The following is a 26,423-nucleotide window of genomic DNA, read 5'->3' on the forward strand; positions in this document are numbered from 1 at the left end:
CCGACAGTGGCGGGATCAACGGGTAAGTGATCAAGGCGAACGGCCGCTTTAATTGTGCTCACAGCTTTTGGCCAGGGAGGATTGTTAGGCCAGTCGCACAATCAACTTGCCGAAATTGCGCCCCTCCAGCAGCCCGATAAACGCCTCAGGCGCATTCTCCAGGCCCTCGACAATGTCTTCGCGCCACTTCAGCTTGCCCTGATCAATCCACTGCGCGGCTTCCTGCAAGAAGTCGTCCTGCTGCTCGTCAACAAACTCGGTCTGGATAAAGCCGCGCACGGTGAGGCTCTTGGCGAGGATGTCGTGCATAGTCGCCGGCAGTCGGTCGACCTGTTGCCCAGGCACCGCGCTGTCGTTGTAATGCGCGATCAGCCCACATACGGGTATCCGCGCAAAGTCATTGAGCAGCGGCCTCACGGCATCCCAAACCGCTCCCGAGACATTTTCGAAGTAAACGTCAATTCCATTGGGGCAGGCTTCGGCCAACTGCTGGGCAAAATCCGCTGCGCGATGGTCGATGACGGCATCAAACCCGAGTTCATTTTTCACGAACGCGCATTTCTCCGGCCCGCCCGCGATACCCACGGCGCGTGCGCCCTTGATGCGGGCGATCTGGCCAACCACCGAACCCACTGCGCCACTCGCCGCCGCGACTACCACGGTGTCACCGGGCTTAGGTTGGCCAACAGTGAGCAACCCCGAGTAAGCGGTGAACCCCGGCATTCCAAGAACTCCCAGCGCTGTGCTGGGGTGGGCGATGCTCGGATCCAGAAGCCTCAGGTCCAGGCCATCCGAGAGTGCAAAACGCTGCCAACCGGCATAGGCAAGCACCATGTCGCCCTCTTGCCACAACGGGTTTCGTGAATGTTTGATCCGCGCGACCGTGCCGCCCACCATCACCTCGCCGATGCCCACTGGCTCGGCATAGGATTTGGCCGCACTCATGCGCCAGCGCATGTAGGGGTCGAGGGACAGATAGAGGTTTTCAAGCAACACTTCGCCTTCGGCAGGCTCTGGAATCGCGCTGTACTCCAGGCGAAAATCGCTGGGTTGCGGGCGCCCGTCGGGGCGGGCGGCCAATACGATGCGTTGGTTCTGGAGCTGGGTCATGAGGCTCTTCCTGGTTGATAACGTTCCAGCAGAGTAGTCATGCTCCAGCTATCGAGGTAGGGTGATAGCTGTTGATTCAGAGTTAACCCAAACATGATATCCGACGCGTTTGAACCCTACCTGCTACGAACCTTTATCTCGGTATGCCAGCACGGCAGCCTGAGTGGTGCAGCCCAGCAGGCGGGCAGGGCGCAATCGGCCCTCAGCGCACAAATCCGCCGGCTTGAAGAGTTGCTGGGCCAGCGGCTGTTGCGCAGAACAGGTCGGGGCGTGGTGCCCACTACCGAAGGCGAACTGCTGCTCACCTACGCGACGCGCATTCTGGCCTTGGGCGAGACGGTAGCAGCGCGGCTGAAAGAGCGCACGGTGATGGGCAATGTGCGCGTCGGGCTCTCGGAAGACGTGGCGGTATCGGCGTTGCCGGCAGCGCTCGGCCGGCTGCGGCGCGCCTGCCCGCATGTGCACCTGGAGGTCGTCGTTGACCACGGCGACGCGCTCGCCGAGCGTTGGAATGACGGCGAGCTGGATGTGGCCATTGGCGTCAGCTCATCGTTCAACGCCGACCCTGTGCACGCCTGGAACGTCGAGCTGTATTGGGTGTGCGCGATTGATGAAGAAATCGATGCGGCGCTGCCGCTGGATGTCATCGTGTACGCCGAACCCTGTGCCTGGCGGCGCTTGATGTTTGATGCCTTGCTGAACGCCGGGCGGGATTTTCGGGTCACGGTCACCAGCCCGAACATTGGCGTGATCACCGCAGCGGTGGAGGGCGGATTGGGTGTGGCCTTGCTGCCGGCGGAGAATATTCGGCCGGAGACCATGCGCATCATTTCCCTGGCTGAAAGCGATGGGCCTATTTTGAGTGTCAACTACGGCCTGTACGCCACTCCACGACAAAGCGACAGCATCCGCGCGGCGGTGGAACTGCTCACCGAGAGTTTTCACGCGATGACTCAACCCTTGCGATAAACCCCCGCCAACTCCCGCGCCAAGCCAATGAAATTCTGCAACGGCGCCGACGGATTGAACGCGCGCCGCACCAGGGTGATCGGCGCCAATAATCGTGGCCGCGCATCGCTGATACGGCAATACACCACGCTCTCGCGGTGCACATCGCGCATCGACGCGGGCACCACCGAGATGCCTTCACCGGCGGCCACCAGGCTGACGTTGGTCAGCATGCGCTCCACTTCAAAGGCAATCTTCGGCTCGAAGCCGGCGTTCTGGCAGGCCTTGATCAGGTTGGCGTACATCCCCGGCGCGCCGGGGCGGCGGACCAGGATGAAGCGTTCGTCCTTCAGGTCGGCCATGGTGATTTTTGGCTCGGCGCCCTTGAGCAGCGCATGCCCGACGGGCAGGGTCAGCAGCATTTCTTCGTTGAGCAGGCGGTGGAAGGTCAGGCTCTGGTGGTCGCCCACCGGGGCGCGGAGGATGCCGATATCGATGCGTTTTTCGATGGTGTCTTCGGTGACTTCCCGGGCGCTGCCTTCGTTGATCGAGAGTTCCACGCCCGGGTAGTGCTCGCGGTAGGCGCGGATGATGCGCGGGATCAGTGGGTGGGCTGCCGCGGAGCTGGTGAAGGCGATGACCAGTGTGCCCTCGATGCCCTGGGCGGCGCGGGCGGCCTTGAGGGAGCCTTGTTCGACGCGGGCGAGGATGGCCCGCGCTTCATCGAGAAATACCAGGCCGCCGGCCGTCAGGTCGACGCCCTTGGGGTGGCGCTTGAACAGGTCGAACCCCAGCTCTTGTTCCAGGGCACGAATCTGTTGGCTGAGGGGCGGTTGTTGCATGTTCAGGCGGGCGGCAGCGCGGGTGAAATGTCGCTCTTCGGCCACCATGATGAAATAACGTAAATGGCGAAGTTCCATGGTGGTATATCCCGTGACAAGACTTTATTATTTATGGCCAGCATGCGCCTTGGCGACCAATATGCCGAAAGTGGCCTGATCCGACAATAACAATAAATAAAAAGACCCTGGAGCATTGATGTCAGCCCGATTTTCCACTAACGCCACATTGCCTATTTTGATTGCCATTGCACTTGGCATGGTGTTGGGGTTGTTTTATCCGGGCGTGGCGGTCGAGATGAAACTGCTCAGTGACGCTTTTATAAAAGTGGTCGGGTTACTGATGCCGTTTCTGTTGTTTGTGCTGGTGTCGACCGGTGTGGCGGGGATCAAGCGCGAGCCCCACCATCGGCATGTAGTGGGGCGGATCGTGGTGTATTTCCAGCTGATGTCCCTGGCCGCATTGGTGTTGGGAATGTCGACGGGGTGGCTGTTCAGCCTGGATCACACGGCGGTGGCTAACCTGGATGTTGACCATCTGACGCCGCCTGTTGCGCCGGAAAAGCTCTTGCATGAACTGTCCGCAACCTCGATTTCATCCAGTCTTTACAGGGTTTTTACCCAGAGTCTGGTGCTTCAGGTGATGCTGGTGGCGGTGCTGTGCGGGTTGGTGCTGGGACGTGGCGGCGCGGTCGGCAACCGCTGCCTCGGCTGGCTGGAAGCGGCCGTCGCCGGGCTGTTCTTGCTGCTGCGCCTTGTCTTGAAATTTGCACCGCTCGCGGCTTTTGGGGCGATGGCGTTTGTGGTGGGGAAGTACGGTGTAAGTTCTGTTTTGCCGCTGTTAAAGTTTATTGTGGTTATTTATCTGGCTTGCGCGACTTTCGTCATTTTAGTGTTTGCGACGATTGCGCGCCTGGTTGGATTTAAATTGACGCGGCTAATTGTTTACTTGAAAGAAGAGTTGTTGTTGGTGACGTTTACCGGTTCGTCGGTTGCTGCACTTCCCGGTTGTGTCAGCAAACTTGAGACGCTGGGCTGTGAACGCCAATTAGTGCGCCTGGTGCTGACCACCGGCTATACGTTCAACTTGGCCGGCACCAATATTTACCTGACCACCGCCATTATGTTTCTGGCGCATCTGGCCGGGGTGGAAATTGCCGTTCCCGAATTGCTGGCGGTGCTGGTGATCTGCCTGTTTACCTCGCTGGGGTCTACCAGTGTGGCGGGCTCGGCGCTGTTTACCCTGATCGCCACCTTGAACATCCTGCAACTGGTGCCGCTGGAAGGGGTAGGGTTGTTGTTGGGAGTGGAGCGGCTGATGAAGTGTCGGTCGTTGACCAATGTGCTGGGCAATTGCGTGGCCTGCCTGGCGATATGCGGGTGGCAGAAGTCGATTGATCGTGAGGTGTTGAAGCGGGAATTGAGTCACTGAGCCGAGCACACTTCCCAAGCCCAAACTCGGTCAAATGTGGGAGCGGGCTTGCTCGCGAATGCGGTGGGTCAGCCAATAAATCTGCTAACTGATACACCGCCTTCGCGAGCAAGCCCGCTCCCACATCCAGATTGCATTTCAGCCCTTGGCGTTGAGTAACTTGTCGAACGCCTTGTCCAGGTTGCCTTCAGCACCTTTCAGTTTCTCACGACGCTCCTTCAACCAACTCTGGTCCGCGTCGAGGTTCTTGCGTGCCTCCACCAACATCCGCTTAACCTCTTCCGGCTGCGGCCCACCCGTGCCTTTACGGGTCTTGACCATCGTCGTCGGCGACAGCGCCGCACGGAAACCCGCCTCATCCAGCGGCAAGGTATTCGGCGTCCATTTGTATTTGTCTGCCGCCTGGGTGTACAGCTTCTGCGCGTCGGCATACGGGAAGGTCTTTGGCGTGGTGCCGTTGCTGCGCGCCTCGGTGACGATCAGCGACGCGAAGCTGTGACCAATGCGGAACGGCACCTTGAACTGGCGCTCCAGGGTGTCAGCCAGCTCCATCGAAGTGGTCCACTCCGACTCCAGCTCATCCAGCGCACGCTGCGGGTTGATTTGCAGCGCATCCAGCACCGCGTCCATGCTCTTGAACATTTCGTCGGTGGACTGGAACAGCCCCAGTGAATCAAACGCGAACTTGTAGTCGGTCATGCCGGTGGTGACGTTGTGCGCGCGCAAGGTCACGGTCTGCGCCAGGCCGACCACGTCCGAGGCTGATTCCCGGGTGCGCATCAACAGCCCCGGGTTGCGTTTTTGCGGCATCGCGCTGCTGGTGTAGGTGGACTCTTCATCCAGCAGCAGCCAAGGGCGGATCTGATGGTATTGGGTGTGGATATCACCAATCATCGCGCCGATGCGAATCGCCGAAGATGCCGCGAGGTTGGCCGCTTCGATCGGGATGTCATAGGTCGACACCTGACTCGAGTCCAGGGAGTTTTCCCGCACGCCGTCAAAGCCCAGCAGTTCAGCCAGGCGTTCACGGTTCAGCGGGTAAGCGGAATTCGCCAGCACGGCGGTGCCCATCGGGCTCAGGTTGAGGCGGGTGTAGAGTTCGCGAATACGCTGGCCGTCGCGATCAAACGCGGCTTCAAACGCCAGCAGGTAGTGCGCATAGCTGATGGGCATGGCCTGCACGCCGTTGGTGTAGGCGGGCACCAGGGTGTCGACGTTCTTCTCGGCGATGTTAAGGATGCGTTGGCGGGTGGCGTTCAATGCCTCGCTGTAGGCCAGCACCTGGGAGCGCAGTTTGGCCAGGCGGTAGGTGGCGAGCATGTCCTGGCGGCTGCGGCCGGAGTGGATCAGCGACGCTTGCGGACCGATCTTGTCGGTCATGATTTTTTCCAGTTGCAGCACGTCTTCCGGGCGCTTGCCATCGGGCTGGTCGGCCTGGTCGATGGCAAAGCGCACGCCGCCGGCGATCTTGTGGCCCATGTCCGGCTTGACGATGCCTTCTTCGGTGAGCATCACGATCGAGGCTTTGTTGATGCGGTTCAACCAGGCGAACTGGGTTTGGGTCGGGTCGCCCTTGGCCTTGTGGGCGCTTTGCGAGGAGCCCGGCGTGGCGCCGACTTTGGCCGCCTGGGCGGCGCATTCTTCGGTGGTTTTGCAGGGCAACGCGCCGGTGTCGGCGGCGTAGGCGCCGTAACTGCTGAACAGGGCAAAGGCGACGGCCAGGTGGATCAGGCTTTTTCTGCTATTCATGTGCAACGCTCCGGGAAAAATCACAGCAAGGGCAGGGTGTAGCTGACGATAAAGCGGTTCTGGTTGATATCGCTGCCGCTGCCATTGCTGCGATACGTGCCATTGCGCCATTTCACTTCAAGGTTCTTCAGGGCACCGCTCTGGAACACGTAGCCGATATCGGTGTTGCGCTCCCACTCGGTACCTTCCAGGGTGCGCGTACGCACGAAGTTGTCACCCTTGAGGTAGCGGGTCATGAAGGTCAGGCCGGGGATGCCGAGGGCGGCGAAGTCATAGTCGTAGCGGGCCTGCCAGGATTTTTCCTCGGGGTTGGCGAAGTCCGGCGAGATCATCACGTAGTTGACGAGGTAGGAGTCGGTACCGTCCAGGTGCGGGAAGCCGGTGGTGCCTTTCATGCGCTGGTAGGCGGCGCCGAACGAGTGGCCGTGGAGGCTGTAGGTGAACTTGGCGCCGAAGGCCTGGTTGTCGATGTTGCTGTTGCCTTCCTTGCTGGAGTCGGCGTAACGCAGGTCGGTCTTGAACGACTGCGCGTCACCCAATGGCAGGGTGTGGACCAGGTTGAAGATGTGTTGCTTGTAGTTGTTCTCGAGGTTGGCGTAGTGGTAGCCCGTGACGAAGGTTTTGGTCCAGGCGTAGCTGGCACTGGCGAAGTCGAATTTATCGCTGGGCACGGCGCCCTTGATGCCTTTGCCGTCGACTTCAATGTCTGCATGGCCGCTGTCGTTACGCAGGGTGTTGCTGGTCAGGCGCCCGGCGTCGAAGGTCAGGCCGGCGATGTCCTGGCTGGTCAGTTGCGTGCCGCGAAAAGTCTGGGGCAGCAGCCGGCCATCGTTGGGCAGTACGGTGGGCAGCTTGGGGATCAGCGTGCCGAATTTAAGTACGCTTTTGGAGATGCGCGCCTTGGCGGTGGCACCCATTCGGCTGTAGCTGTCCGGTGCGCCATCCTCGCCGACGGGGAGCAGGCCGCTGTTTTGGCGGTCGGGGCTTGAGTCGAGTTTCAGGCCTTGCAGGCCGATGGCATCGATGCCAAATCCCACCAGGCCTTCGGTGTAACCCGACTGGTAGTTAAGGATCAGGCCTTGAGCCCACTCATCGCGTTTGGACTGGCTGGCGTTGGGCTGGCGGTAATCGCTGTTGAAGTAGAAGTTGCGAAATTCGAGGTCGGCCTTGCTGTCTTTGAAAAAGTCAGCTTCGGCAAGGGTAGGGAAGGCGAGAGTCAAACCGAGGGTGGCCGAAGTCAAGCCCAGGGTAATGGGGGATTTGTTCATTGTTATTCCCGTTGTCTGCTGCTTATTTTTAGAATTATCTGGCCGGACGGCGACAGGGAGACGCGTCCGGCTTGCGCAGGCTAACGAGTTGTCTTGCAGATTGAAAATATATAGAAAGTGTTGAGGCGAGACGAAAAAAGTATCAAGAGGGTGCACTCGATTTCTCGAGCACTGAAGGGCAAATGTGGGAGCGGGCTTGCTCGCGAAAGCGGTGGATCAGTCAATACATCCGGTGACTGTCACACCGCATTCGCGAGCAAGCCCGCTCCCACACAAGCCCCCACATTTTGATCTGCGCTTTAGTGCATCTTGCTGTGATCCATGGTTTCCGTCTCATTCAACGCACGGGCTTGGGCCTTCACTTCGATCGACTGCTTTTCACCCTTGGCATTTTCCACGGTGACGGTCAGCGGCACCTGGTCGCCTTTATTGATCTGGGCGGTGAGGTCGATCAGCATCACGTGATAACCATCCGGGTCGAGCTTGACGGCCTTGCCGGCGGGCAACGGCACCGAGTCCACCGGGCCCATGCGCATCACGTCGTCCTTCATGGTCATCTCATGGATCTGCACGGTTTTGGCGACCGGCGACGCCACGCTGAGCAGTTTGCTGTCGCTGTCGGCGGTGACGGTCATGAACGCGCCGCTGGACGGCTGGCCCGGTACCGAGGCGCGTACCCAGGCGTCGGTGACCACTGCCTGTGCGCTGGCGTGTGCGGCGAGGCCCAGCAGGGAAAGACCGAGGGCGAAGCGTTTGAGGTGTTGAACGGCAGTCATTAGCAGACCTCCATGACGGTGAGCAGGTCTTCTGCGCACTCTTTGGCGTTAAGCGAGGCAGACAGGCCCAGGCGCAGGGTGCCTCGGGTGTCGAACACAAAGCTGGTGGCGGTGTGGGAGAGGGTGTAGCTGTCGCCGGCGGGAATCTTTTCATAAAAGATCCCGAATTCCTTGGCAGCCACGGCGATTTCTTCTGGGGTGCCATACAGCGCTTCGAAACTCGGGTCGAAGGCCTTGACGTAGGCGTCGAGAATCTCGGGTGTGTCGCGTTCCGGATCGAGGGTGATAAACACCACCTGCATGATCTTGCCGTCGCGGCCCATCAGTTTTTTCGCCTGGGCCATGCGCGCCAGGGTGGTCGGGCACACGGCCGGGCACTGGGTGAAGCCGAAGAACACCACCGGCATCAAGCCGCGGAAGGAACTCAAGGTGACGGTTTCGCCGTCAGTGTTCTTGAGCTTGAAGGTACGGCCCATGATCTTGTCGCTCAGATCCTTGCCGTACTTGAAGTTCAGTTTCGGGCTGTTGTCACAGCCAGCCAGCAGGCCCAGGCCCAGCAATCCCATGCCGGAGAGAACTTTGCGGCGGGTGAATAACGTACTCATCAACTGTGCATCCTGTGAAGCGCCTGGGTACCACGAAGCGTTAAATCAGGCGAGGAGAGCGTGGCATTCTAACAACCCGGGCCTCTGGGCGTAATCTGCGACGTTCTGTCACAGGCCCTGCCGGGCAAGACCAAATGTGGGGGCTGTCGAGCTTTGGCGAGGCTGCGAATGGATCGCCTCTGTGTCCCTGCAAGACCGTGGTGCCTGCATCGCAGCCTCGCTAAAGCTCGACAGCTCCTACAGGGGGGATGGTAAAGTCGCCGCCATGAAATTCTCCCGCCCGGACCGTTCACTCATTGCCTGGACCCTGTATTTTTGCGTCCTGTTCAATGTGTTCGTCTGCGGTTTGGGCCATGGGCAGATGATGGGCCTGGAGCTGAATGGCCTGGGCGGGCAGTTCTGTTCAAGCCTGGGCAGCAAGGCGCCGGCTTCGGATGCCGGCCTTGGCAGTCCGACGGCCAGCAGTTGGTCGAACTTCTTCGCCTGCCCGGTGTGCTCCGCCGTGACCCTGGGCATCGTCTTCCTGTTTTGCCTGGCGTGGCTGCTGGGCCTGGGGCAAAAGCCACGCCCGGCCCATGAGCAGCGTAACAAGGCGCCTCCGCGGTATTCCTGGCCCTCGGCCAACCCTCGCGCTTCCCCTGCATTCTGACGTGTGCCTTGGGCTTCCTGTTACCAGGAGGCGTTCTATCGTCACGAGTGTGAGTGCGTTCCATGAGTTCTATCCTGCCTTCCGGCGCTGCCCGCCTGGTCAGCAAGGCGTCGCGCCGTCCTTCGCGCGGCGATGTGTTGTTGCCGTCTGTCGAATACCCGAGTAACGCCCGCTGTTTCGTCCACCTGGATGCACGGTTGCTGCCGTATTGGCACACCTTGTTCGACATCTGCCCCGGTCTGCTCAAGCTCGACCCGCCGGAGGGCTTGAACCTGTTTCGCAGTTTCATGACCTGGGCTTACCGCAATCGTCCCTCCCTGGATTGGACCTACCATGTAAACGTGTGCCGTTGGTTGCTCGGTTCGGTGTATCGCACGCAGATCGATGAAGAACCCATCGAAGCATTCATGACGGCGGCGGCAGCCCGTTGGGTCAGCGATGACACCGGCCAGGCCCGGGGCGTGGTTGTGGCCTGGCAAGGTTCATCCCTGCAAGTGGTGGACTGGAAGCAGGGCAGCGGCGTACCGCTGCAGAAACTGCCGCCGCTGCCCGGGGATTTCGCCTGGTGCGCGCTGGATAGCCAGGGGCGGTTCAGTGGGTGGTTGCCGGTGCCTTGAGGTTTTGCTTGATCCACTGGGCAACACTGGTGACGGCGATCTGCTGTTGGGCATTGAAGGTGACGGCGGGGTCCCAGGCCACGCCGTGGCCTTGGGCGAAGGCCACCCGGTATTTCATCAGATTGTCCTCGGGTGCAGCGGCCAGTTCCGCTTCCAGGTACGTCACCGACCAGCGTTCGCGTTTGAGGGTGAGCCCCAGTTGCGCATCCACGGTCTCTGCCAGCTCGCCGTAGGTCAGGGTGTCGCCTGCGGTGTACACCACTCGGTTGACGATCGGCGGTTCGCTGAACAGGATGCGCGCCGTCAGCAGGCCGATGTCCTCAGGCGTGGTGACGGTGACGGCAGTGTCCCAATCCCCCAGTGCGCGCACGGTGTTTTGTGCCAGGTCGACAACGCCGAAGGACGGCTCGAACAGGAAACTGGTGAACATCCCGGTGGAGACGATCACCCATTGCGTGCCCTGTTGGTCACGCAGCAAGTCGCGCACATCAAGCTGTTCGTCCCACAGGTCCTGGGCCGAGCCACGGCCGATCACGTCGTAATCCACACCGAACTGCCACGGTATATAACGTTTCACGCCGCCTGCGATGACCGCGCGGGTCAGCTTGCGCTGAGTGCCGGGGCCTGCGGCAAAGCCGATGCAACTGATCACGGTGTGATAGTCAGCGAACACCGTTGCCAGCTCGGCCTCGGAGCCATTGGCCAGGTCACCGGCCAGCAGCTCAATGCCCAGGGCACGCAGTTCGGTGACTTCCTGCTGTTTGGCCGGGGCGGGGGAGTTCAGTGTGGCGGGGCGCAGCAACACCGTCACAGGCACATTTTGCGGTGCAGCCAGGCGGGACAGTTGGCGCAGTACCGCCAGGCCCAGTTCGCCGGCGCCCAGTACAAGGATCGAAGCAGTCATAGGGTTCTCGGTTCGGGTGAAAGTCATGCCATGCTTGCAGAATTGCCGACCGCGTATAAGAAGGCACACCAGTGATACCGGGAGTAGAAGGTGGATAACGACGAGATCATCAGGCGCTCACAAGCCGCCTGCGAAGCCCTTAGCGCCGATGAAGACGGGCTCAAGCGCCAGGTGCTGACCCATGCGGGTAACCGCTGGTCGTTGGGCATCGTGCACCTGTTGGGCGTTAACGGGCGACTGCGCCATGCCGAGATCGGCCGGCGCATGGAGGGCGTCACCCAGCGCATGCTCACGCGTACCTTGCGCCAGCTGGAGCGCGATGGACTGGTGTTGCGCCACGACTTTCAGGAGGTGCCGCCCAAGGTCGAATACCAGCTGTCGGAGCTGGGCAAACAGCTGCTGGTGCACATGATTCCGTTGTGGACGTGGGTGGTGGAAAACGCCGACGGATTCAGGCGATCCCGGCAGCAGTTCGACGCTGATCAGGCGCTGTGATCAAGACGTAGGCCGGCAGTCTGCACGTTTGCTCGCAGGCCCATCCTCGGGAAACAGGTGCGCATGCAGGTAGTCGATAAACACCCGCAGCTTGGGTGTTGGATGCCGGCCCGAAGGCCACATGATCCGGAAGTTCTCTGCTTCCGAACACGCCTCCAGCACCGGCACCAATTGTCCGCTGTCGAGCCATTCACGAATGGCGAAATCCGCCAGGTAGGCGATGCCGATACCTTGCACGGCAAAGCAGATGCGCGCTTCCAGGTTGTTGCAGACCATCGCGGCGGGCAGTTGAAAATCAGCTTCCACCCCGTCCTGGCGCAGGGGCCAGCGCTGCATTTTGCCGGTGTTGGGGTAGCGGAACTTGATGCATGCATGCTGGGCAAGGTCTTCCGGCCGTTGCGGCGTGCCGCGCTCGGCGAGGTAAGCCGGTGATGCTACCAGCAGCATCCGGTAGCCGCCGATCAGGCGCGATGTGAGGCGCGAGTCGGGCGCTTCACCGCTGCGCAGCACGGCGTCATAACCCTCTTCCACCACGTCCACGCGGCGGTCGGTAAAGCTCAGGTCCAGCTCCACCTCGGGGTAGGCTTTCTTGAATTGCGCGAGCACCTGCAAGAACGGATGGCCCACCAGCGGAAGGCTGACCTTGAGCCGGCCACGAGGTGTCGACACGGTTTGCGAAAGCTCGGCTTCGGCCTCGTCGATCTCCATCAGGATGCGCCGGCTGCGCTCCAGGAACAGCTCGCCCTCGGCAGTCAGCGTGACGCTGCGGGTGCTGCGGTTAAACAGGCGCACACCCAGGCGTTCCTCCAGGCGTACCACGCTCTTGCCGACCGCCGAGGCCGTTACGCCCAGCACGCGCCCGGCGGCGACAAAGCTGCGGGTTTCGGCGACCTGCACAAAAACATTCAGGGTGTTGAGGCTGTCCATCGAGGCTCCGGTTTGGCTGAGGCGAGGCCTGGCTACCTTATCCCGATTGCGGAACAAAAGCTCCGTAGACAGTGGAGCCGGCGCCCCCTTAATCCCGTGAGGCCAGGCCCATATCCTTGTGGCATTGCCCATTCACGAGGAATACCAAGATGACCGACACCATGAAACGCTGGGAAATACCTGCATTGGGACTGCACACACTGCGCCTTGCCGACGTGCCACGCCCCATCGCGAAGGCGGGGGAGGTATTGGTGCGCGTCGAGGCGGTCTCGCTCAATTACCGCGACGGTGAAGTGGTCGAAAACAGCATGGGCGCCGACCTCACATTCCCATTCACGCCGGCCTCCGACATGGCGGGCACGGTGGTCGCCGTGGGCGAGGGCGTTACGCGTTTCAAGGTGGGCGACAAGGTGCTGTCGACGTTTTTTGCCGGATGGATCGATGGCGCTCCGCTGTCCTGGAGTGAAGCGCCGCCTCAGGGTGGCCCGCTCCCCGGCATGCTCGCCGAGTACGTGGCAACGCCTGCCGAATGGTGTGCGCATGCGCCCCTCAGCCTCACCGCAGGGCAGGCCAGCACCTTGCCAGTGGCCGCCTTGACGGCGTGGATGGCGCTGTTCGAACTGGGCCACCTGCACGCCGGCCATACCGTGGTGGTGCAGGGCACCGGTGGCGTCTCGCTGTTTGCGGTGCAACTGGCGGCGGCCAATGGTGCCCGCGTTATCATCACCAGTAGCAGCGATGAAAAGATCGCGCGCGCCATAGAGCTGGGTGCCACCCATGGCATCAACCGCAGCCGGGTACCGGAATGGCACACGGCGGTGCAAGCACTGACCGATGGGCGTGGCGCCGAACATATCCTGGAAATGGCCGGCGGTGACAACCTAACGCGTTCCCTGCACGCGGTAGCCAACGGTGGGCGCATCTCGGTGATCGGCCTGCTGGAGAGTGATCAATTGAATGCTCCCGTTATGGCCCTGCTGGGCAAGCGGGCCTCCATCATCGGCATCTCCGTGGGGCCGCGCCGCGCATTGGAAGACCTGATTGCCATGATCGACCGCCACGGCATCGAGCCGGTGATCGATCACACCTACGGCTTCGAGCAAGTGCCTGAAGCCTTCGCTCATCTCGGGCGCGGTGCTTTCGGCAAGATCGTGATCGAGGTCGGCCGGTGATCTATATCATTCTGGGTCTTTTCGGTCTCTACACCCTGGAGTTTGGTGTGGTCGGCATTTTACCGATGATTGTCGAACGTTTCGGCATCAGCGTGTCTCAGGCCGGGTTATTGATGGGCTTGTTTGCGCTGATCGTGGCGGTGCTGGGGCCTTTCCTGGTGCTGATGGCGTCGCGCCTGGCGCGCAAGAAAATCCTGGTGGGCGCGCTCTTTGGTTTTTCCGTGTGCAGCGTGCTGTCGGCGTTTGCGCCGAACTTCGAAACCTTGATGGCGTTGCGGGTAATTCCGGCGATGCTGCACCCGGTGTTTTTTGCCGCTGCGTTTTCCACCGCGGTGTCCTTGTACCCCAAGGACCGCGCGGCGCATGCCACGGCCCTGGCCGTGGTGGGCACCACCTTGGGCCTGGTGCTTGGGGTGCCGCTGACCACATGGGTGGGCGCGAGTATTTCCTATGAGGCATCGTTCTTCTTCTGTGCCTTGGCAACGGGGTTGGCAGGTGTCGGACTGCTGTTGAAATTGCCCCATCATGAACGCCCGGTGCCGCTGAGTTTCGGCAAGCAACTGGCGGTGCTGCGCAGCCTGTCGGTGTGGCTGGCGATCATCGCGACGGTGCTGGTGTTCACCACGATGTTTTCGGTCTACAGCTATGCCGCCGAGTACCTCAGGACCCAGACCGGCATGGACGGCCAGGCCATCAGCATCATGCTGGTGATCTTCGGCGTGGGCGGTGTCACGGGCAACCTGTTGGTGGGCCGGTTATTGGGCAAAAGCATGGTGGCGACGGTGGTGCTGTACCCCATTGTGCTGGCGGCGGCGTACGTGGTCTTGTACGCGTTCGGCAGCCCGTCGTGGTGGTCGATGAGCTTGATTGTGCTGCTGTGGGGCGCTGCGCATACCTGCGGGCTGGTAGTCACGCAAGTCTGGCTGACCTCGTCGGCGCCCGAGGCACATGAGTTCGCAACCAGCTTGTATGTGTCTTCGGCGAATGCCGGCGTGGTGATCGGGGCGTCCGTGGGCGGGCTGTTTATCAATGCATTCGGCACCACCGGAGTGATTGGCTGCGGCTTGATATTTGCCGCACTGTCATTGCTTGTGATTGGGTGGAAGGCCTTGGCGTTCGGAGGCGCCAAGGCATTGCCCGCAGACCTGTGCGCTTCGCATTAGGCCTGCGGGGCCATGGTCAACGCAGGGTGTAGCCGCCGTCGACTACCCAGTCCTGGCCAAACACACTGCGTGCGCCCTGGCTCAACTGGAACAGGATCACATCGGCAATAGCGCCCGGCTCCAGGAATTTCCCATTTAGCAGGCGCTGATTGACTGTGGTGGCAACGCCGCCCAACGCTTCGTCACTGAGCCCCAAGGTGCTCCAGATCGGCGTGGCGGTGGGGCCGGGCGATACCATGTTCAGACGAATGCCATGGGGCGCCAGCTCCACCGCCAGGGTGCGCATTTGCGCCCGCAAGGCGGCCTTCGAGGCGATATACGCGGCGAGCCCAGGGAAGGTCGCCAGCTCCAGGAATGTACCGATAAATACCACCGACGCCTGGGCGGCCATTTGCCCGCGCAGGCTGCCGAGGGTGTTGAGAGCCGCGGCTCCATTGACGGCCCATTGCCGGTCAAAGGCGGCCAGGTCCAGGCCATCGGCCAGTTGTGCGATCCCGGCATTGGGCACGAGGTAATCCACCGGTCCGATGGACGCCGTCAACTGCGCCAGGCGTGCCTGATCGGCAGCCTGGGTGACATCCCCCGCCAGCCAGTAGAGCTGCTCGCCAAAACGCTCCGCCAATGCGCCCAATTCGCCAATCTGTCGCGACATGGCGACCACGTGTGCACCTTGTTCAAGCAGCTTGCAGGTGACAGCCAGGCCGATACCTGAACTGGCACCGGTCACTACGGCAAGGCGGTGGTTGAAGTCATTGTTCATGGGGTTCTCTTTATAGGTTGCCAAAGGGGCGCGCAGCACTGATCAGGATTCATGCCATATGAAAAGTTCATATAAATCAGTTATATATATATTTTGTGGTCGATATGACACGAGTGTTATGTAGTCCTTATGACGTGCTGTAGTCGTTATGACCAAGGCCCGTTTTCGAGCTGATCGAAGGCTTGGCTTTTTTACGATAGTTGTTGGCGTTATCGCGATGACGGCGCTGGCACTTTCCTTGGTTAATGGCGGCTGTTTTCTCTACGTCAGGCTCATTACGTCATGTCGCTTATTCCGCGCAAAAAAGTCATTCGCCAGGTGATCGCCACCCGTCAACGCTTGCAAGCCATCAGCGTGCTGGGCGCTACCGGTTCGGTGGGCGTCAACGTATTGGACGTTATCGCGCGTCACCCCGAGCGCTATAAAGTCTTCGCCCTCAGCGGGTTCACCCAACTGGAGCTGTTGAAAAAACAATGCTTGTTGCACCGCCCGGACTACGCCGTGATGCCCACGCCGCAAGCCGTGGCGACGCTGCAGAGGCAACTATTGGAGGAGGGCTCTCAGACTCAGGTAGTGGGTGGCGAAAGCGGTCTGAAATTCGTCGCCGGTCACCGGGATGTGGACACGGTGGTGGCCGCTATCGTCGGTGCGGCGGGGTTGAATGCAACGATGGCCGCCGTCGAGGCCGGCAAGAAAATCCTCCTGGCCAACAAAGAGGCGCTGGTGATGTCCGGTGCGTTGTTCATGCAGGCGGTGCGCAGCAGTGGGGCGGTGCTGTTACCGCTGGACAGCGAGCACAACGCAATCTTTCAGTGCCTGCCGTCCCATGCTCAACACGGCCTGGCCCACGCGGGCGTGCGGCGCATCCTGTTGACTGGCTCCGGCGGGCCGTTTCGCCAAACGCCGATGGCGCAACTGCACAACGTAACGCCGGACCAAGCCTGCGCTCACCCGAAATGGTCCATGGGCCGCAAGATTTCGGTGGACTCGGCAACCCTGATGAACAAGGGACTCGAACTGATCGAGGCCTGTTGGTTATTCGGCGCCAGGCCGTCCCAGGTCGAGGTAGTGATCCATCCGCAAAGCGTCGTCCATTCGCTGGTGGATTACGTCGACGGCTCAATGCTCGCGCAGTTGGGGAACCCGGACATGCGCACGCCCATCAGCCATGCCCTGGCCTGGCCGCAACGGATTGATTCAGGGGTTGAACCACTGGATTTGTTCAATGTGGCCCGGCTGGATTTCGAAGTACCGGACGAGAAGCGCTTTCCTTGCCTGGCCCTGGCGCGCGAGGTGGCGGATGTGGGCGGCACGGCACCGGCATTGCTCAATGCAGCCAACGAGATCGCGGTGCAGGCCTTTTTGGACGGGCGCATCGGCTTCATGCAGATTGCCGAGTGCATCCGGCATGTCCTGGAAAAGGAGGCGGTGGTGGCGGTGACGGACCTGTATGGCGTCATGGAGGCCGACGCCAGTGCCCGCCGGTGGGCACTCGGATGGCTGAACCAGCACTATCAGCGATGATCAGCCGTAGCTGACCCGGTCGCGAATCTTCAGCACAGCCTTATGGTCGGCCAGCACTTCCGGGAGTGAGCTGCGCAGGTACTCCACCCAGGTTTTGATTTTTGCATCCAGGTAGTGTCGGGAAGGGTAGATGGCGTACAGGCTCAGTTCTTCCAGGCGGTACTCGGGCAGGACTCGCACCAGAGTGCCGCTGCGCAGCCCCTTGATTGCCGCATGCACTGGCAGGATGCCCACGCCCATGTCGTTGCTGATGGCGGTCTTCATGGCGTCGACCGAGTCCACCAGGAACGGCGAGCTGCTGATGGTGACGCTCTCCTGGCCACGGGGGCCGTCGAACGTCCAGTCTTCCAGGGGGATTACCGGGCTGACCAGACGCAGGCAGGCGTGGTTGAGCAGGTCCTTGGGGGTTTGCGCGGCGCCGTAGGTTTTTATGTAGGACGGTGAAGCGCAGACGATGCTGTAGGTCGTGCCCAGTTTCTGTGAAACGTGGCTTGAATCGGGCAGGTCAATGGCCAACACAATCGACACGTCGAACCCTTCGTTGACCAGGTTGGGCGTGCGGTTGCTCATGCTCAGGTTGAACGTCACGTCGGGGTAGTTCTTGCGGTAGCGTGCGATGGCGTCCACCACGTAGTGCTGGCCGATGCCTGTCATCGAGTGCACTTTCAACTGGCCGGTAGGGCGTGTGTGGGCGTCGCCGGCTTCCAGCTCCGCTTCCTCGACGGAACGCAGGATCTGCTCGCAACGCAACAGGTAGCGTTTGCCGGATTCGGTCAGTGCGGTACGGCGTGTGGTGCGGTTGAACAGGCGGGTTCGCAGGTGGGTTTCAAGGTTGGAAATGGAGCGCGAAATATGGGTGGTGTTGCTATTCAACTGCACTGCCGCGCCAGTAAAACTGCCGACTTCGGCAACGCAGCGGAAGATGCGCATGTTCTGCAGGATGTCCATCGATGCTCTCCAGGTGGAACGTTTTTTAGTGTGGCATGAACTCATCCATCGCTGTAAACGCTATTTATTGTGGATTTTTACGTAACAGTCATTCACGTTTCTGATGACTTACCGGGGCGCATGGAAGCCCCTAGAGTCGCCGCCCCATTTCCCGTCAGCCGGAAGGTCGCGTGCCTCGACTCACTGTTCGTCGTTTCAATATCGCCGGTAGAGCGGGCCGCTGGCTGGTGTCGCTGCCCTGGCGCCGGGGTTTCATGGAGTGGGCCCGCAGCGATGGGGTGATGTGGATCTACCTGGGCAAGGTATTGATCGCCTCGTACCTGACCCTGTGGCTGGCGATGCGCCTGGAACTGCCACAACCGAGCACCGCGATCACCACCGTGTTTATCGTGATGCAGCCCCACAGCGGGCACGTCCTCGCCAAGAGTATCTATCGCTTCATCGGCACGTTGGTGGGCTCATCGTTCATGGTGCTGTTGATGGCCCTGTTTGCCCAGAGCACCGAGCTGTTTCTCGCGGGCCTGGCATTGTGGGTGGGGTTGTGTTCCGGTGGCGCCGCGCGCAATCGCAACTTCCGCGCCTATGGGTTTGTGCTCGCCGGCTACACGGCGGTGATGGTCGGGCTTCCCGTGGTGGGCCATCCGCAGCAGGTATTCATGGCGGCTGTCTGGCGAGTGCTGGAGATCACCTTGGGGATCGTCTGCGCGACGCTGATCAGCGCCACCGTATTGCCTAAAACCTCCAGCGTGGCGATGCGCAACACGCTGTACCAACGCTTTGGCCGCTTTGCCGGATTTGTGCGGCAGCGCCTGCGTGATACCGGTGACCAGGCGGCCTTCGAGAGCGCCAACCTGGGGTTTATCGCCGAGGCCGTTGGCCTGGAAGTAATGCGCAGCGTCAGCGTGTTCGAAGACCCTTACATGCGCCAGCGCAATGGGCGAATCAACCGCCTCAACAGCGAGTTCATGGCGATCAGCACACGTTTCAACGCGCTGCATCAACTGCTTGAACGGGTTCGCCTGCGCGGTGGCGTGGAGGTGGTCCAGGCCGTCGATCCGGGGTTGATCGCGTTGGTCGAGCTGCTCAAACCCTTCGCCGGGCACCCATTGACGGACCGTGACGCGGCCGTGCTGTCCACCGAACTGAAAGTCTACAAAGCCGGCTTGCCAGACCGGGTCCGGCGCCTGCGTGCGGCGTTGCAACATACCGCTCCCGTAGCTGATGACCTGCTCGACTTTCACACCGCGTATGAACTGCTCTACCGCTTTGTCGACGAGCTGCACAGCTACGCCCAGACCCATGCGTCCCTCGCCGATCACAACCATGTACGAGAGCAATGGAACGAACCGTTTCAACCTCGGACCAACTGGCTGGCGACCCTTGCGGCCGGGTTGCGCGCCGCGGTGGTGTTACTGGTGCTCAGTACGTTGTGGATTGCCACCAGTTGGCCCAGCGGCGCGGCCATGACCCTGGTGTCGGCGCTGACCGTAGGCCTGTCGGCGTTCTCTGCCAACCCCAGGCGCATGTCGTTTCAAATCGCCTGCGGTACGCTACTGGCAGCGGTGATTGGCATTTTCGAAGTGTTTTTCGTGTACCCGATGATCGACGGTTTTCCGTTGCTGTGCGTGGTCATGGCGCCGGTGATCGTACTGGGTTCGTTCTGGCTGGCGAGGCCGCAATGGGCCGGCTATGGCCTGGGCATGCTGGTGTTTTTCGGCACCAGTTCAGTGCCTGCCAACCTGACGCTGTACAACCCCTACGGGCTGATCAATGACTATCTCGCCATGGTGTTTGGCATGTTGGTGTGCGCCGCGGCGGGGGCGATTATCCTGCCACCCAACAGCCCTTGGCTGTGGCGCCGGCTGGAACAGGATCTGCGCCGCCAGGTGGTGGTTGCCATCACCGCGCCGTTGCCGGCGCTGGGCTCCGGTTTCGAAAGCGGCACCCGCGACCTGCTCAACCAGGCCTACAACTTTGCGGCGGGCAGGGCATCGGTGCAGCATCGCCTGCTGCGCTGGACGTTCGTGGTACTGGACGTGGGGCACGCCATCATCGAGTTGCGCCGCGAGCAGGCCCGGTTGCCGGCGCAGGCCTGTTACGCCGAGAGCATGCCCTGGCGCCTCGCCATCCGGGCAATGGGTCGCGCACTGGTGCGGTTGTTCATCAAGCCTGGGCCCGGTTATTTGCAGCGCGCGCTGGAGGCTGTCGAGCACGCCATTGAGTGCGTGCAACAGACCGATGAGCCATTCGCCGGGCACTTTGAGACTTCAGCCCTGAGACGGGTGGAAAGCTACCTGCACTTCATCCGCACCTGGCTGCTCGACCCGCAATCGCCGCTGGTCCACTACAACCAGCCGGGAGAAAAAGTGGCGCAATCGAGCGACTAGTTGGCGGGCCGGAAGGAGTCTGGATGAGCATCAATCTCCATACTCGAGGGGCATGATCTTTCAGGAGTTGCCCATGTACGCCGGTCTTTGCAATCACGCCTGGGTCGCCTCGATCATCGATGGCATTCGTGAACAACGTAGCGCGATCCGCGACCACCTGGAGGCCCAGTACCTGCTGGAAGTCGAAACCGCCCGACTCGCTGCGCGCCGTCGCACCCTGGAGGATATCCGCCGGTTGTGGCACGCCCTGGCGCGGCGTGGCGAATATAACCTCGGCGATCAACTCGACGATTTCGTCGACCGCGACCAGGCCTTGCACGGTGCGGTGGCCGTAGCTTCCCACAACGTGGTCTTGCAGTCGATGTACCGCGCATTCAGCTCTTCGTTCCACAGCCAGTACCTGGCGATTTTTGCCGACAACGAGTTGTATGAGCCGGGGCTTGAAGCCCATGCGCGAGTCGTCCAGGCGATTATCTTTGGCGATGAAGACGCGGCAGTTGAGGCGGTACGCGCGAAGTTCGATCCCATGCTGGAAAAGCTCAGCTGGCTGTCGGAGCGAGACGGCACTGCAGCGTGAGTCGTTGTACTCGCAGTTGACTCCAGACCCTCGTGGAAAGCCCGTTCCAGACGCCTGCGCGTCGTCCTCATTGTTACAAAAACTGAAAAAGTGAATGCCCGTTTTGGCGGCTGTTTTCACAACCGCCAGGCCTATATCGTGCGCGCCTCCCGTCGAATGAAAACACTGCAACACACAATAAAAAACGGCTGCCATCACTGGGTCGACGGGACAGTCGTGTTCACTGTTCGGAGCCTTCATGAACCACAAGACTTACCTGGCCCTGGCCGTTTCTTTCGGCGTTGTACAGCAGGCGGCTGCATCGGGTTTTATCGACGACAGTAAAGCGACCCTGGACCTGCGCAACTTCTATCTCAACCAGGACACGCGCAATGCCAAGGGGGCCTCGGACCGGGAATGGGGCCAGGCCTTCATGTTCAATTATCAGTCCGGTTTCACCGAGGGGGTGGTGGGCCTGGGGTTGGATCTGCAAGAGCTGTACGGCGTACGGCTGGATGCGTCAGGGCGTGCCGGCAAGGTGGGGGAGGACAACACACCCGGTAGCGTCTTCCCGCTGTCTGATGGCAAGGCTGCCAATGATTTCAGCAAGACCGGGGTCACCGGCAAAGTGCGCATCTCCCAGACCCAACTGAAAGTGGGCACGCTGATGCCCCGGGTGCCGGTGCTGATGTATGAAGACGGCCGGTTGCTGCCCCAGACCTTTCGTGGCTACCAGGTGGACTCCAAGGACCTGAAAGACTTCAACCTCGTCGCCGGCAAAATCGAGCAGGTGCTTGACCGTAACTCCAGCAACGGCCAGGGCTTGTCCATCGCCGGCGCGAACGATCCGGTCAAGGGCACGTCCAGCAATCAGTTTTACTACGGTGGTGTGGATTACGCCGTAAGCAAGCAGATGCAGTTGCAGTATTACTACGCGAATCTTGAAAACTTTTACCAGCAACACTTCTTCGGCCTGGTGCACAACTGGCAGTTGCCGGTGGGCCAGTTCAAGAGTGACCTGCGCTACTTCCACAGTACCTCGGACGGTAAGAACTCCAATGCGGCGGGGCGTGCCGAGGGCTACGTCAGCTCGGGTTACTACGGGCCGGGCGTCAACAATGGCAAGGTCGACAATAACCTGTGGAGTGCCTTGTTTACTTATTCGCTGCAAGGCCATTCGGTGAGCCTGGGGTATCAGAAAACCACGGGCGAAAGTGACTTCCCCCATATCAACCAGGGGCAGGGCCGCTCGGTGTATTTGATCACCAACTCCCAGTCGTTGAAGTTCGTCAACGCCGGGGAACAGGCTACGGTGGCCAGCTATGCCTATGACTTTGCGAACCTGGACGTGGCGGGGCTGAAGACCAGCGTCACCTACATACATGGCAGCCACATCCGCACGGCAGGTCGTGACAATACCGAGTGGGAGCGGGACGTGCGGGTTGACTATGTGATTCCTGCCGGCACCTTCAAGGGGCTTGGGTTCATGTGGCGTGGTGCGGTGCTGCGGGGTAATGACAGCGCTGACAAAGACGAAGCCCGGTTGATGATCAGCTACAGCATTCCCTTGCTGTAGGCCGGCTCAACGCTGGGCGAAATACCTGGCCGGGCTGCAACCGAACACCGAGCGGAACACGGCGATAAAGCTGCTGGAGCTTTCGTAGCCAATCGCGGCGGCGGTGCTGCTGACGCTTTCCCCCGCCGCGAGGTTTTCCAGGGCCACCATCATCCGCAAGCGTTGGCGCCAGGCGCCGAAGCCCATGCGGGTCTGGGCAGCAAACAGCCGCTCCAGGGTGCGTGCACTGGCGCCCACCTCGAAGGCGATGTCCTTGAGTGGCCGAGTGTCGTTGGGGTTTTGCTTGATCAGGTTGGCGGCGCGCACCGCGCGTTTATCCGAGGGTTCCGGCAGGTAAAAGGCGTCTTGCTCAAGCAATGCCAGGTGGTCCAGCAGCACGGTGCCCAGGCGGCTTTCGCGGCTGTGCTCGGGGTATTCGCCCGGCAGTTGCGCGCAGGCCAGGATCAGCTCGCGCACCAGCGTCCCGACATTTAACACCGCGCAGCGGGCCCACGGTGGAATGCTGGCCGCGCCCTGACGCACATATACGGTACGCATCGACACCTGACGCGAATGCTTGAAGGTGTGGCTGACACCTGGCGGAATCCAGAGCGCCCGCTGCGGTGGCAGAACCCAGATGCCTTCGGCCGTCAGTACCGTCATCGAACCTTTGATGGCGTACATGATTTGCGCGTGTTCCGGGTGAACGTGAGGTTCACGCAAGCCGGGCAAATACTCCCGGACCAAACCTTGCACGGGGGCCGCGCCAAACTTAATCGATGGGTGTTCAAGCATGGCGCGATCCCGATATTTTCTAGATAAGGCGGAATTTTGTGCCAGATCAAAAGGGCTGTAAAGTCGCAGGTTGGCCTACTGAAAAACCGTCGGATTGGCTAGGGCGCTTGGGTTTGCAGTTGGGTACTGTCGGGGCTTTTGGCGTGCGCCTTTCAAGGAAACCCACCGATGTCCATCGGAAAAAACTTCGCCGGCGTCATCGCCTTCATGAAAGTCGCGGCCAGCGAAAGCTTCAGCGAGGCAGCACGCGACCTGGGCATTTCAGTGCCTTCGGTGAGTCGCAGCATTACGCGCCTGGAAACCCAACTGGCGATCAAGCTGCTGGAACGCACGACCCACAGCGTAGCGGTCACGCAGGAAGGGCGCCGGTTTTTTCAAGAGTGCCTGCCCAGTGTCGAGCATCTGGTGCGCGCTACCGAAGCCCTCAAGCAATCCGCCCAGTCGCCGGCTGGTGTGGTTCGTGTGAGTTCCACGGTTGGGTTTGGGCGCAAGTGCATTGCGCCGCTGTTGCCTGGGTTCTGTAAGTCCCACCCGGACATCACCCTCGAATTTGATCTGAATGATCGCCATGTGGATTTCGCCGAAGGTCGCGTGGATGTCGCGATTCGCAACGGGCGGCTGGAGGACGCCGATGTGATCGCCAGGCAACTGGCGCCGATGAGTTTCGTCACCTGCGCCGCGCCTGAGTACCTGCACTCAGCCGGCTACCCGCAGACCCTTGAAGACCTGGCGGCGCACAAAACCATCGCCTTTCGCCTGGCGCAATCGGGCAAGCCGCATGTGTGGGAGTTTGAAGTCGACGGGCAGTTCATGCGGCTGCCGTTGCCTTACAGCCAGTTGTTCAATGACCCGGAGCTAGTGGCGCTCGCGGCCGTAGCCGGCGGTGGTGTGGCACAGCTGGCCGGCTATCAGGCGCAGCACTGGATCGCGCAACAGCGTTTGATCGTTTTGCTGCCGGGTTATGCGGCGCAGGCTCGGGGCAGGGGGCATTACATCTGCTATCGGCAGCGCGACAAGGTACCGCTGCGAGTCAAGCTGTTCGTCGACTACATGGTGCAAGCCTTCCAGGCATGACCATTGGGTAAAAGGCTTTTGCCTGGGTGCCTAATTGTCGCGGGTGGCGATGGCTGGGCACTATCCGGGTGATATTTATCACCGGGAAATCAATATGTTAAGCAAAGCTATCAAACCCTGGCTGGAATGGCTGTGGCTGCTGCCGTTCGCCGCGGCGCTGTACTATCCGTGGGCGCTGGCGTGGAGTAACCAGGCGCATGTGGCAGGCGCCGGCACCCCGGTCGTCCTGGCGCTGATCCTGAGTGCCTATGCGGTGCCGCTGTTGGCGTTTGCCTGTGTGTATGTCACCGGTGTTCAACCGGTCATGAGCGCACGCCTGGTCCTGGCGCGACGCTTGTCGTGTCTGGCGGTGGCTGCGCCTCCTGCGTACACGCTGATGGGCGTCTTGCTGTACCTGATGAAAATCGAGGGCCACGACATCGCTGTATGGAGCGGGCTGTGGCTGGCGCTGGCAAGCTTTTTTGCGATGGTGTCGTCAACAGGCTCGAGCATCAGCCTGGTGACCTTGGACAAGACCTATATCAAGCTGCGTGTCGCCCACGGCGTCGCCTCGGTGGCGATCCTGTTGGTGTTTCTCGCGCCGCACCTGTTCAACCACCTGTTGGGTGTGCTGGGTACCGATGTGCATAAGTCGGTGATGGACGTGCTGCGACGGGTGTATCGCAATGGCTGGCTGGAGCCGGTGATCATTGTCACGTTTTTCTTCCAGATTCTCAGCGGGCTGGTGTTGATTCGCCCGAAGACCGTCACGCGTGCCGACCTGCTGGACGCGTTACAAACCGCCTCCGGCGCCTATCTCTCGCTGTTTATCGCGTCCCATATCAACTCGGTGTTTACCCTGGCGCGTTACTTCGGCACCGACACCGATTACGCCTGGGCCGTGGCCGAGCCCGTAGGGTTATTGGCGGATCCATGGAGCATTCGGCTGCTGCCGCATTACTCGCTGGCGGTGTTCCTGCTGATTGGGCATCTGGGTTGTGGTTTGCGAGGTGTATTGCGTAATCACAATGTCAGCGAGTCACGCAGTTCGCTGTTGACCTGGCTGGTGATTGGCATGGGCGCCATAGTCACGATCATCATTACCAGCGGCATGCTGGGAGTCAGGGTTTAGGCTGTTTACGGCACCGTAAAAAGTAATGGCTTGTGTAATTCAAAGCGCTCAACGTATTATCCAAGATATTACTTGGTTATATGGTTTATGGGCATTGCGCCACTACACCGGAATCTGTCCTTCCTGCAATGGGCTTGAGTACGGCTTGAGGCTTAGGCTGCGATGGACTGCGCAGCGGTCGTGAATCCTGAACCGTTGGTGTATCCGGGACACTGCGGCGCTGGAATTGCGGTTGCTGCGCAGCCCATCGCAGCCTCTTTCTTACGGGTGGCGGGGCTGGATGCTGTAGGCGCAGCGTCGATCCCCAGAGATCAAATGCTCGCAGCGTTCCACCACATTCTCATCGCCCAGCGCAGCCTGGAAAATCTGCAACTCCGAACGGCAGAAACCCTGGCATTTGCGGGCGGCCACGCAGATCGGGCAGTGGTTTTCCACCAGTAGCCAGCCATCGTCCAGCGGCTCCATCTGCGCCATGTACCCGGCGCGCTCACGAATCTGCACCAGGATCGCGACTTTCTCCTGCAAGCTCGATGCGGCGGAGCAGGCCTGGATGTATTCGTGCTTGGCGGTCGCCTCCATGCTGGCGATGACTTTTTCCACGCCTTCACTGCCAAAAATCCCTTCGATGGACTCGATCAGGTGCAAGGTCAGCACGCTATGGGAATCGGGGAATTTGCTCTGGGCGGTCTCGGTCAGGGTCCACTTCAAGGATGGCCGACCGGCACCCGAGATGGGGGCTGATACGCCGACGATCAACTCCGCGACCTGCAACTTCTGGATTTGCTGGCGGGCGGCTTCGGAGGTGATGTCCAGCAGCGCAGCCAGGTCCGTGGTTTTCAGCGGGCCACGGGTCTTGAGCAGGAACAGGATGCGGTCCCCGGTGGATGCCTGGCTGTCGTCGGTGGGTGTGGCGTTCATAGATCGGGAATAACCATGGAAGTGACCGGCTCATTTGACCACAGCACGCATGTTGAGGCACCCCTTGATGCGCCTGAAGGTACGGTTCCAGTTGATTTGTATCGAAAGCATTCTGCTGGCCCATCACGCATTTTTCCCTCG

At 60.8% G+C, this 26,423-nt stretch carries 25 protein-coding genes; 13 read left to right on the forward strand and 12 right to left on the reverse strand.

Annotation, left to right across the window (positions count from 1 at the left end):
• Window positions 1–84: 84 nt before the first annotated feature.
• Window positions 85–1,110, reverse strand: a complete 1,026-nt coding sequence (locus ACUN0G_RS27325) for an NADP-dependent oxidoreductase (RefSeq protein ID WP_445574840.1) — start codon at window positions 1,108–1,110, stop codon at window positions 85–87.
• A 93-nt stretch (window positions 1,111–1,203) separates the two neighbouring features.
• Here ACUN0G_RS27325 and ACUN0G_RS27330 point away from each other — a divergent pair, with 93 nt between their 5' ends.
• Window positions 1,204–2,079 carry a LysR family transcriptional regulator gene (locus tag ACUN0G_RS27330; protein WP_445574841.1) on the forward strand — a complete coding sequence of 292 codons (876 nt, stop codon included), beginning with the start codon at window positions 1,204–1,206 and terminating at the stop codon, window positions 2,077–2,079.
• Here ACUN0G_RS27330 and ACUN0G_RS27335 read toward each other — a convergent pair.
• Window positions 2,064–2,978, reverse strand: coding sequence for a LysR family transcriptional regulator (locus ACUN0G_RS27335; RefSeq protein WP_258346399.1), 915 nt, complete (start codon window positions 2,976–2,978; stop codon window positions 2,064–2,066). The genes ACUN0G_RS27330 and ACUN0G_RS27335 overlap by 16 nt on opposite strands.
• 118 nt (window positions 2,979–3,096) lie before the next feature.
• Between ACUN0G_RS27335 and ACUN0G_RS27340 the strand changes: the two genes are divergently transcribed.
• The gene (locus ACUN0G_RS27340; RefSeq protein WP_445574842.1) at window positions 3,097–4,329 is read left to right on the forward strand and encodes a cation:dicarboxylate symporter family transporter; all 1,233 of its coding nucleotides are present in this window, start codon (window positions 3,097–3,099) and stop codon (window positions 4,327–4,329) included.
• 138 nt (window positions 4,330–4,467) lie between these two features.
• On the opposite strand, the gene ACUN0G_RS27345 is transcribed toward ACUN0G_RS27340, so the two are convergent.
• The 4 genes from ACUN0G_RS27345 to ACUN0G_RS27360 form a co-directional block, all read right to left on the reverse strand.
• Window positions 4,468–6,078 carry an argininosuccinate lyase gene (locus ACUN0G_RS27345; RefSeq protein WP_445574843.1) on the reverse strand — a complete coding sequence of 537 codons (1,611 nt, stop codon included), beginning with the start codon at window positions 6,076–6,078 and terminating at the stop codon, window positions 4,468–4,470.
• Between the two features lie 20 nt (window positions 6,079–6,098).
• Window positions 6,099–7,346, reverse strand: coding sequence for an OprD family porin (locus ACUN0G_RS27350; RefSeq protein ID WP_445574844.1), 1,248 nt, complete (start codon window positions 7,344–7,346; stop codon window positions 6,099–6,101).
• Window positions 7,347–7,645: 299 nt separating this feature from the next.
• Window positions 7,646–8,122 (reverse strand): copper chaperone PCu(A)C, encoded by a 477-nt coding sequence (locus ACUN0G_RS27355; RefSeq protein ID WP_445574845.1) that lies wholly within the window; start codon window positions 8,120–8,122, stop codon window positions 7,646–7,648.
• The gene (locus ACUN0G_RS27360; protein WP_076017103.1) at window positions 8,122–8,727 is read right to left on the reverse strand and encodes an SCO family protein; all 606 of its coding nucleotides are present in this window, start codon (window positions 8,725–8,727) and stop codon (window positions 8,122–8,124) included. Before ACUN0G_RS27360 ends, ACUN0G_RS27355 begins: the two co-directional genes overlap by 1 nt.
• Window positions 8,728–8,992: 265 nt before the next feature.
• Here ACUN0G_RS27360 and ACUN0G_RS27365 point away from each other — a divergent pair, with 265 nt between their 5' ends.
• Both ACUN0G_RS27365 and ACUN0G_RS27370 read left to right on the forward strand, forming a co-directional pair.
• Complete coding sequence (locus ACUN0G_RS27365; protein ID WP_445575610.1) at window positions 8,993–9,376, forward strand: DUF2946 domain-containing protein; 384 nt, start codon at window positions 8,993–8,995, stop codon at window positions 9,374–9,376.
• 62 nt (window positions 9,377–9,438) lie between these two features.
• The gene (locus tag ACUN0G_RS27370; protein WP_445574846.1) at window positions 9,439–9,993 is read left to right on the forward strand and encodes a putative natural product biosynthesis protein; all 555 of its coding nucleotides are present in this window, start codon (window positions 9,439–9,441) and stop codon (window positions 9,991–9,993) included.
• Here ACUN0G_RS27370 and ACUN0G_RS27375 read toward each other — a convergent pair.
• Complete coding sequence (locus tag ACUN0G_RS27375; RefSeq protein ID WP_421552451.1) at window positions 9,968–10,897, reverse strand: aromatic alcohol reductase; 930 nt, start codon at window positions 10,895–10,897, stop codon at window positions 9,968–9,970. The genes ACUN0G_RS27370 and ACUN0G_RS27375 overlap by 26 nt on opposite strands.
• 90 nt (window positions 10,898–10,987) lie before the next feature.
• Between ACUN0G_RS27375 and ACUN0G_RS27380 the strand changes: the two genes are divergently transcribed.
• Window positions 10,988–11,392, forward strand: a complete 405-nt coding sequence (locus tag ACUN0G_RS27380) for a winged helix-turn-helix transcriptional regulator (RefSeq protein WP_421523604.1) — start codon at window positions 10,988–10,990, stop codon at window positions 11,390–11,392.
• Here the strand turns inward: ACUN0G_RS27380 and ACUN0G_RS27385 are convergent, their stop codons facing one another.
• Window positions 11,393–12,319: a LysR family transcriptional regulator gene (locus ACUN0G_RS27385; protein ID WP_445574847.1), complete on the reverse strand. Its 927-nt coding sequence runs from the start codon at window positions 12,317–12,319 to the stop codon at window positions 11,393–11,395.
• Between the two features lie 149 nt (window positions 12,320–12,468).
• Here ACUN0G_RS27385 and ACUN0G_RS27390 point away from each other — a divergent pair, with 149 nt between their 5' ends.
• Together ACUN0G_RS27390 and ACUN0G_RS27395 are read left to right on the forward strand one after the other, a co-directional pair.
• Window positions 12,469–13,491, forward strand: a complete 1,023-nt coding sequence (locus ACUN0G_RS27390) for a zinc-dependent alcohol dehydrogenase family protein (protein ID WP_421523602.1) — start codon at window positions 12,469–12,471, stop codon at window positions 13,489–13,491.
• Complete coding sequence (locus tag ACUN0G_RS27395; RefSeq protein ID WP_445574848.1) at window positions 13,488–14,654, forward strand: MFS transporter; 1,167 nt, start codon at window positions 13,488–13,490, stop codon at window positions 14,652–14,654. Before ACUN0G_RS27390 ends, ACUN0G_RS27395 begins: the two co-directional genes overlap by 4 nt.
• 16 nt (window positions 14,655–14,670) lie before the next feature.
• Here the strand turns inward: ACUN0G_RS27395 and ACUN0G_RS27400 are convergent, their stop codons facing one another.
• Complete coding sequence (locus ACUN0G_RS27400) at window positions 14,671–15,414, reverse strand: SDR family NAD(P)-dependent oxidoreductase (protein ID WP_445574849.1); 744 nt, start codon at window positions 15,412–15,414, stop codon at window positions 14,671–14,673.
• A gap of 282 nt (window positions 15,415–15,696) precedes the next feature.
• Between ACUN0G_RS27400 and ispC the strand changes: the two genes are divergently transcribed.
• Window positions 15,697–16,938, forward strand: a complete 1,242-nt coding sequence (ispC, locus tag ACUN0G_RS27405) for a 1-deoxy-D-xylulose-5-phosphate reductoisomerase (protein ID WP_445574850.1) — start codon at window positions 15,697–15,699, stop codon at window positions 16,936–16,938.
• Here the strand turns inward: ispC and ACUN0G_RS27410 are convergent, their stop codons facing one another.
• Window positions 16,939–17,886, reverse strand: a complete 948-nt coding sequence (locus tag ACUN0G_RS27410; RefSeq protein WP_445574851.1) for a LysR family transcriptional regulator — start codon at window positions 17,884–17,886, stop codon at window positions 16,939–16,941.
• Window positions 17,887–18,140: 254 nt separating this feature from the next.
• Between ACUN0G_RS27410 and ACUN0G_RS27415 the strand changes: the two genes are divergently transcribed.
• The 3 genes from ACUN0G_RS27415 to ACUN0G_RS27425 all read left to right on the forward strand — a co-directional run bounded on the left by ACUN0G_RS27415 (window position 18,141) and on the right by ACUN0G_RS27425 (window position 22,405).
• Window positions 18,141–20,273, forward strand: coding sequence for an FUSC family protein (locus ACUN0G_RS27415; protein ID WP_445575611.1), 2,133 nt, complete (start codon window positions 18,141–18,143; stop codon window positions 20,271–20,273).
• 73 nt (window positions 20,274–20,346) lie between these two features.
• Window positions 20,347–20,850, forward strand: coding sequence for a FadR/GntR family transcriptional regulator (locus ACUN0G_RS27420; RefSeq protein ID WP_445574852.1), 504 nt, complete (start codon window positions 20,347–20,349; stop codon window positions 20,848–20,850).
• 238 nt (window positions 20,851–21,088) lie between these two features.
• Entirely contained in the window at window positions 21,089–22,405 is a 1,317-nt protein-coding gene (locus tag ACUN0G_RS27425; RefSeq protein ID WP_445574853.1) for an OprD family outer membrane porin, read from the forward strand.
• 6 nt (window positions 22,406–22,411) lie between these two features.
• Here ACUN0G_RS27425 and ACUN0G_RS27430 read toward each other — a convergent pair whose 3' ends face one another.
• Complete coding sequence (locus tag ACUN0G_RS27430; protein WP_445574854.1) at window positions 22,412–23,179, reverse strand: AraC family transcriptional regulator; 768 nt, start codon at window positions 23,177–23,179, stop codon at window positions 22,412–22,414.
• A gap of 168 nt (window positions 23,180–23,347) precedes the next feature.
• Here ACUN0G_RS27430 and ACUN0G_RS27435 point away from each other — a divergent pair, with 168 nt between their 5' ends.
• Together ACUN0G_RS27435 and ACUN0G_RS27440 are read left to right on the forward strand one after the other, a co-directional pair.
• Window positions 23,348–24,253, forward strand: a complete 906-nt coding sequence (locus tag ACUN0G_RS27435; protein ID WP_445574855.1) for a LysR family transcriptional regulator — start codon at window positions 23,348–23,350, stop codon at window positions 24,251–24,253.
• A gap of 94 nt (window positions 24,254–24,347) precedes the next feature.
• Complete coding sequence (locus tag ACUN0G_RS27440; protein WP_445574856.1) at window positions 24,348–25,364, forward strand: hypothetical protein; 1,017 nt, start codon at window positions 24,348–24,350, stop codon at window positions 25,362–25,364.
• A gap of 261 nt (window positions 25,365–25,625) precedes the next feature.
• Here ACUN0G_RS27440 and ACUN0G_RS27445 read toward each other — a convergent pair whose 3' ends face one another.
• Complete coding sequence (locus ACUN0G_RS27445; protein WP_445574857.1) at window positions 25,626–26,282, reverse strand: helix-turn-helix transcriptional regulator; 657 nt, start codon at window positions 26,280–26,282, stop codon at window positions 25,626–25,628.
• Between the last annotated feature and the right edge of the window lie 141 nt (window positions 26,283–26,423).

The organism is Pseudomonas sp. 32A, assembly GCF_052682255.1.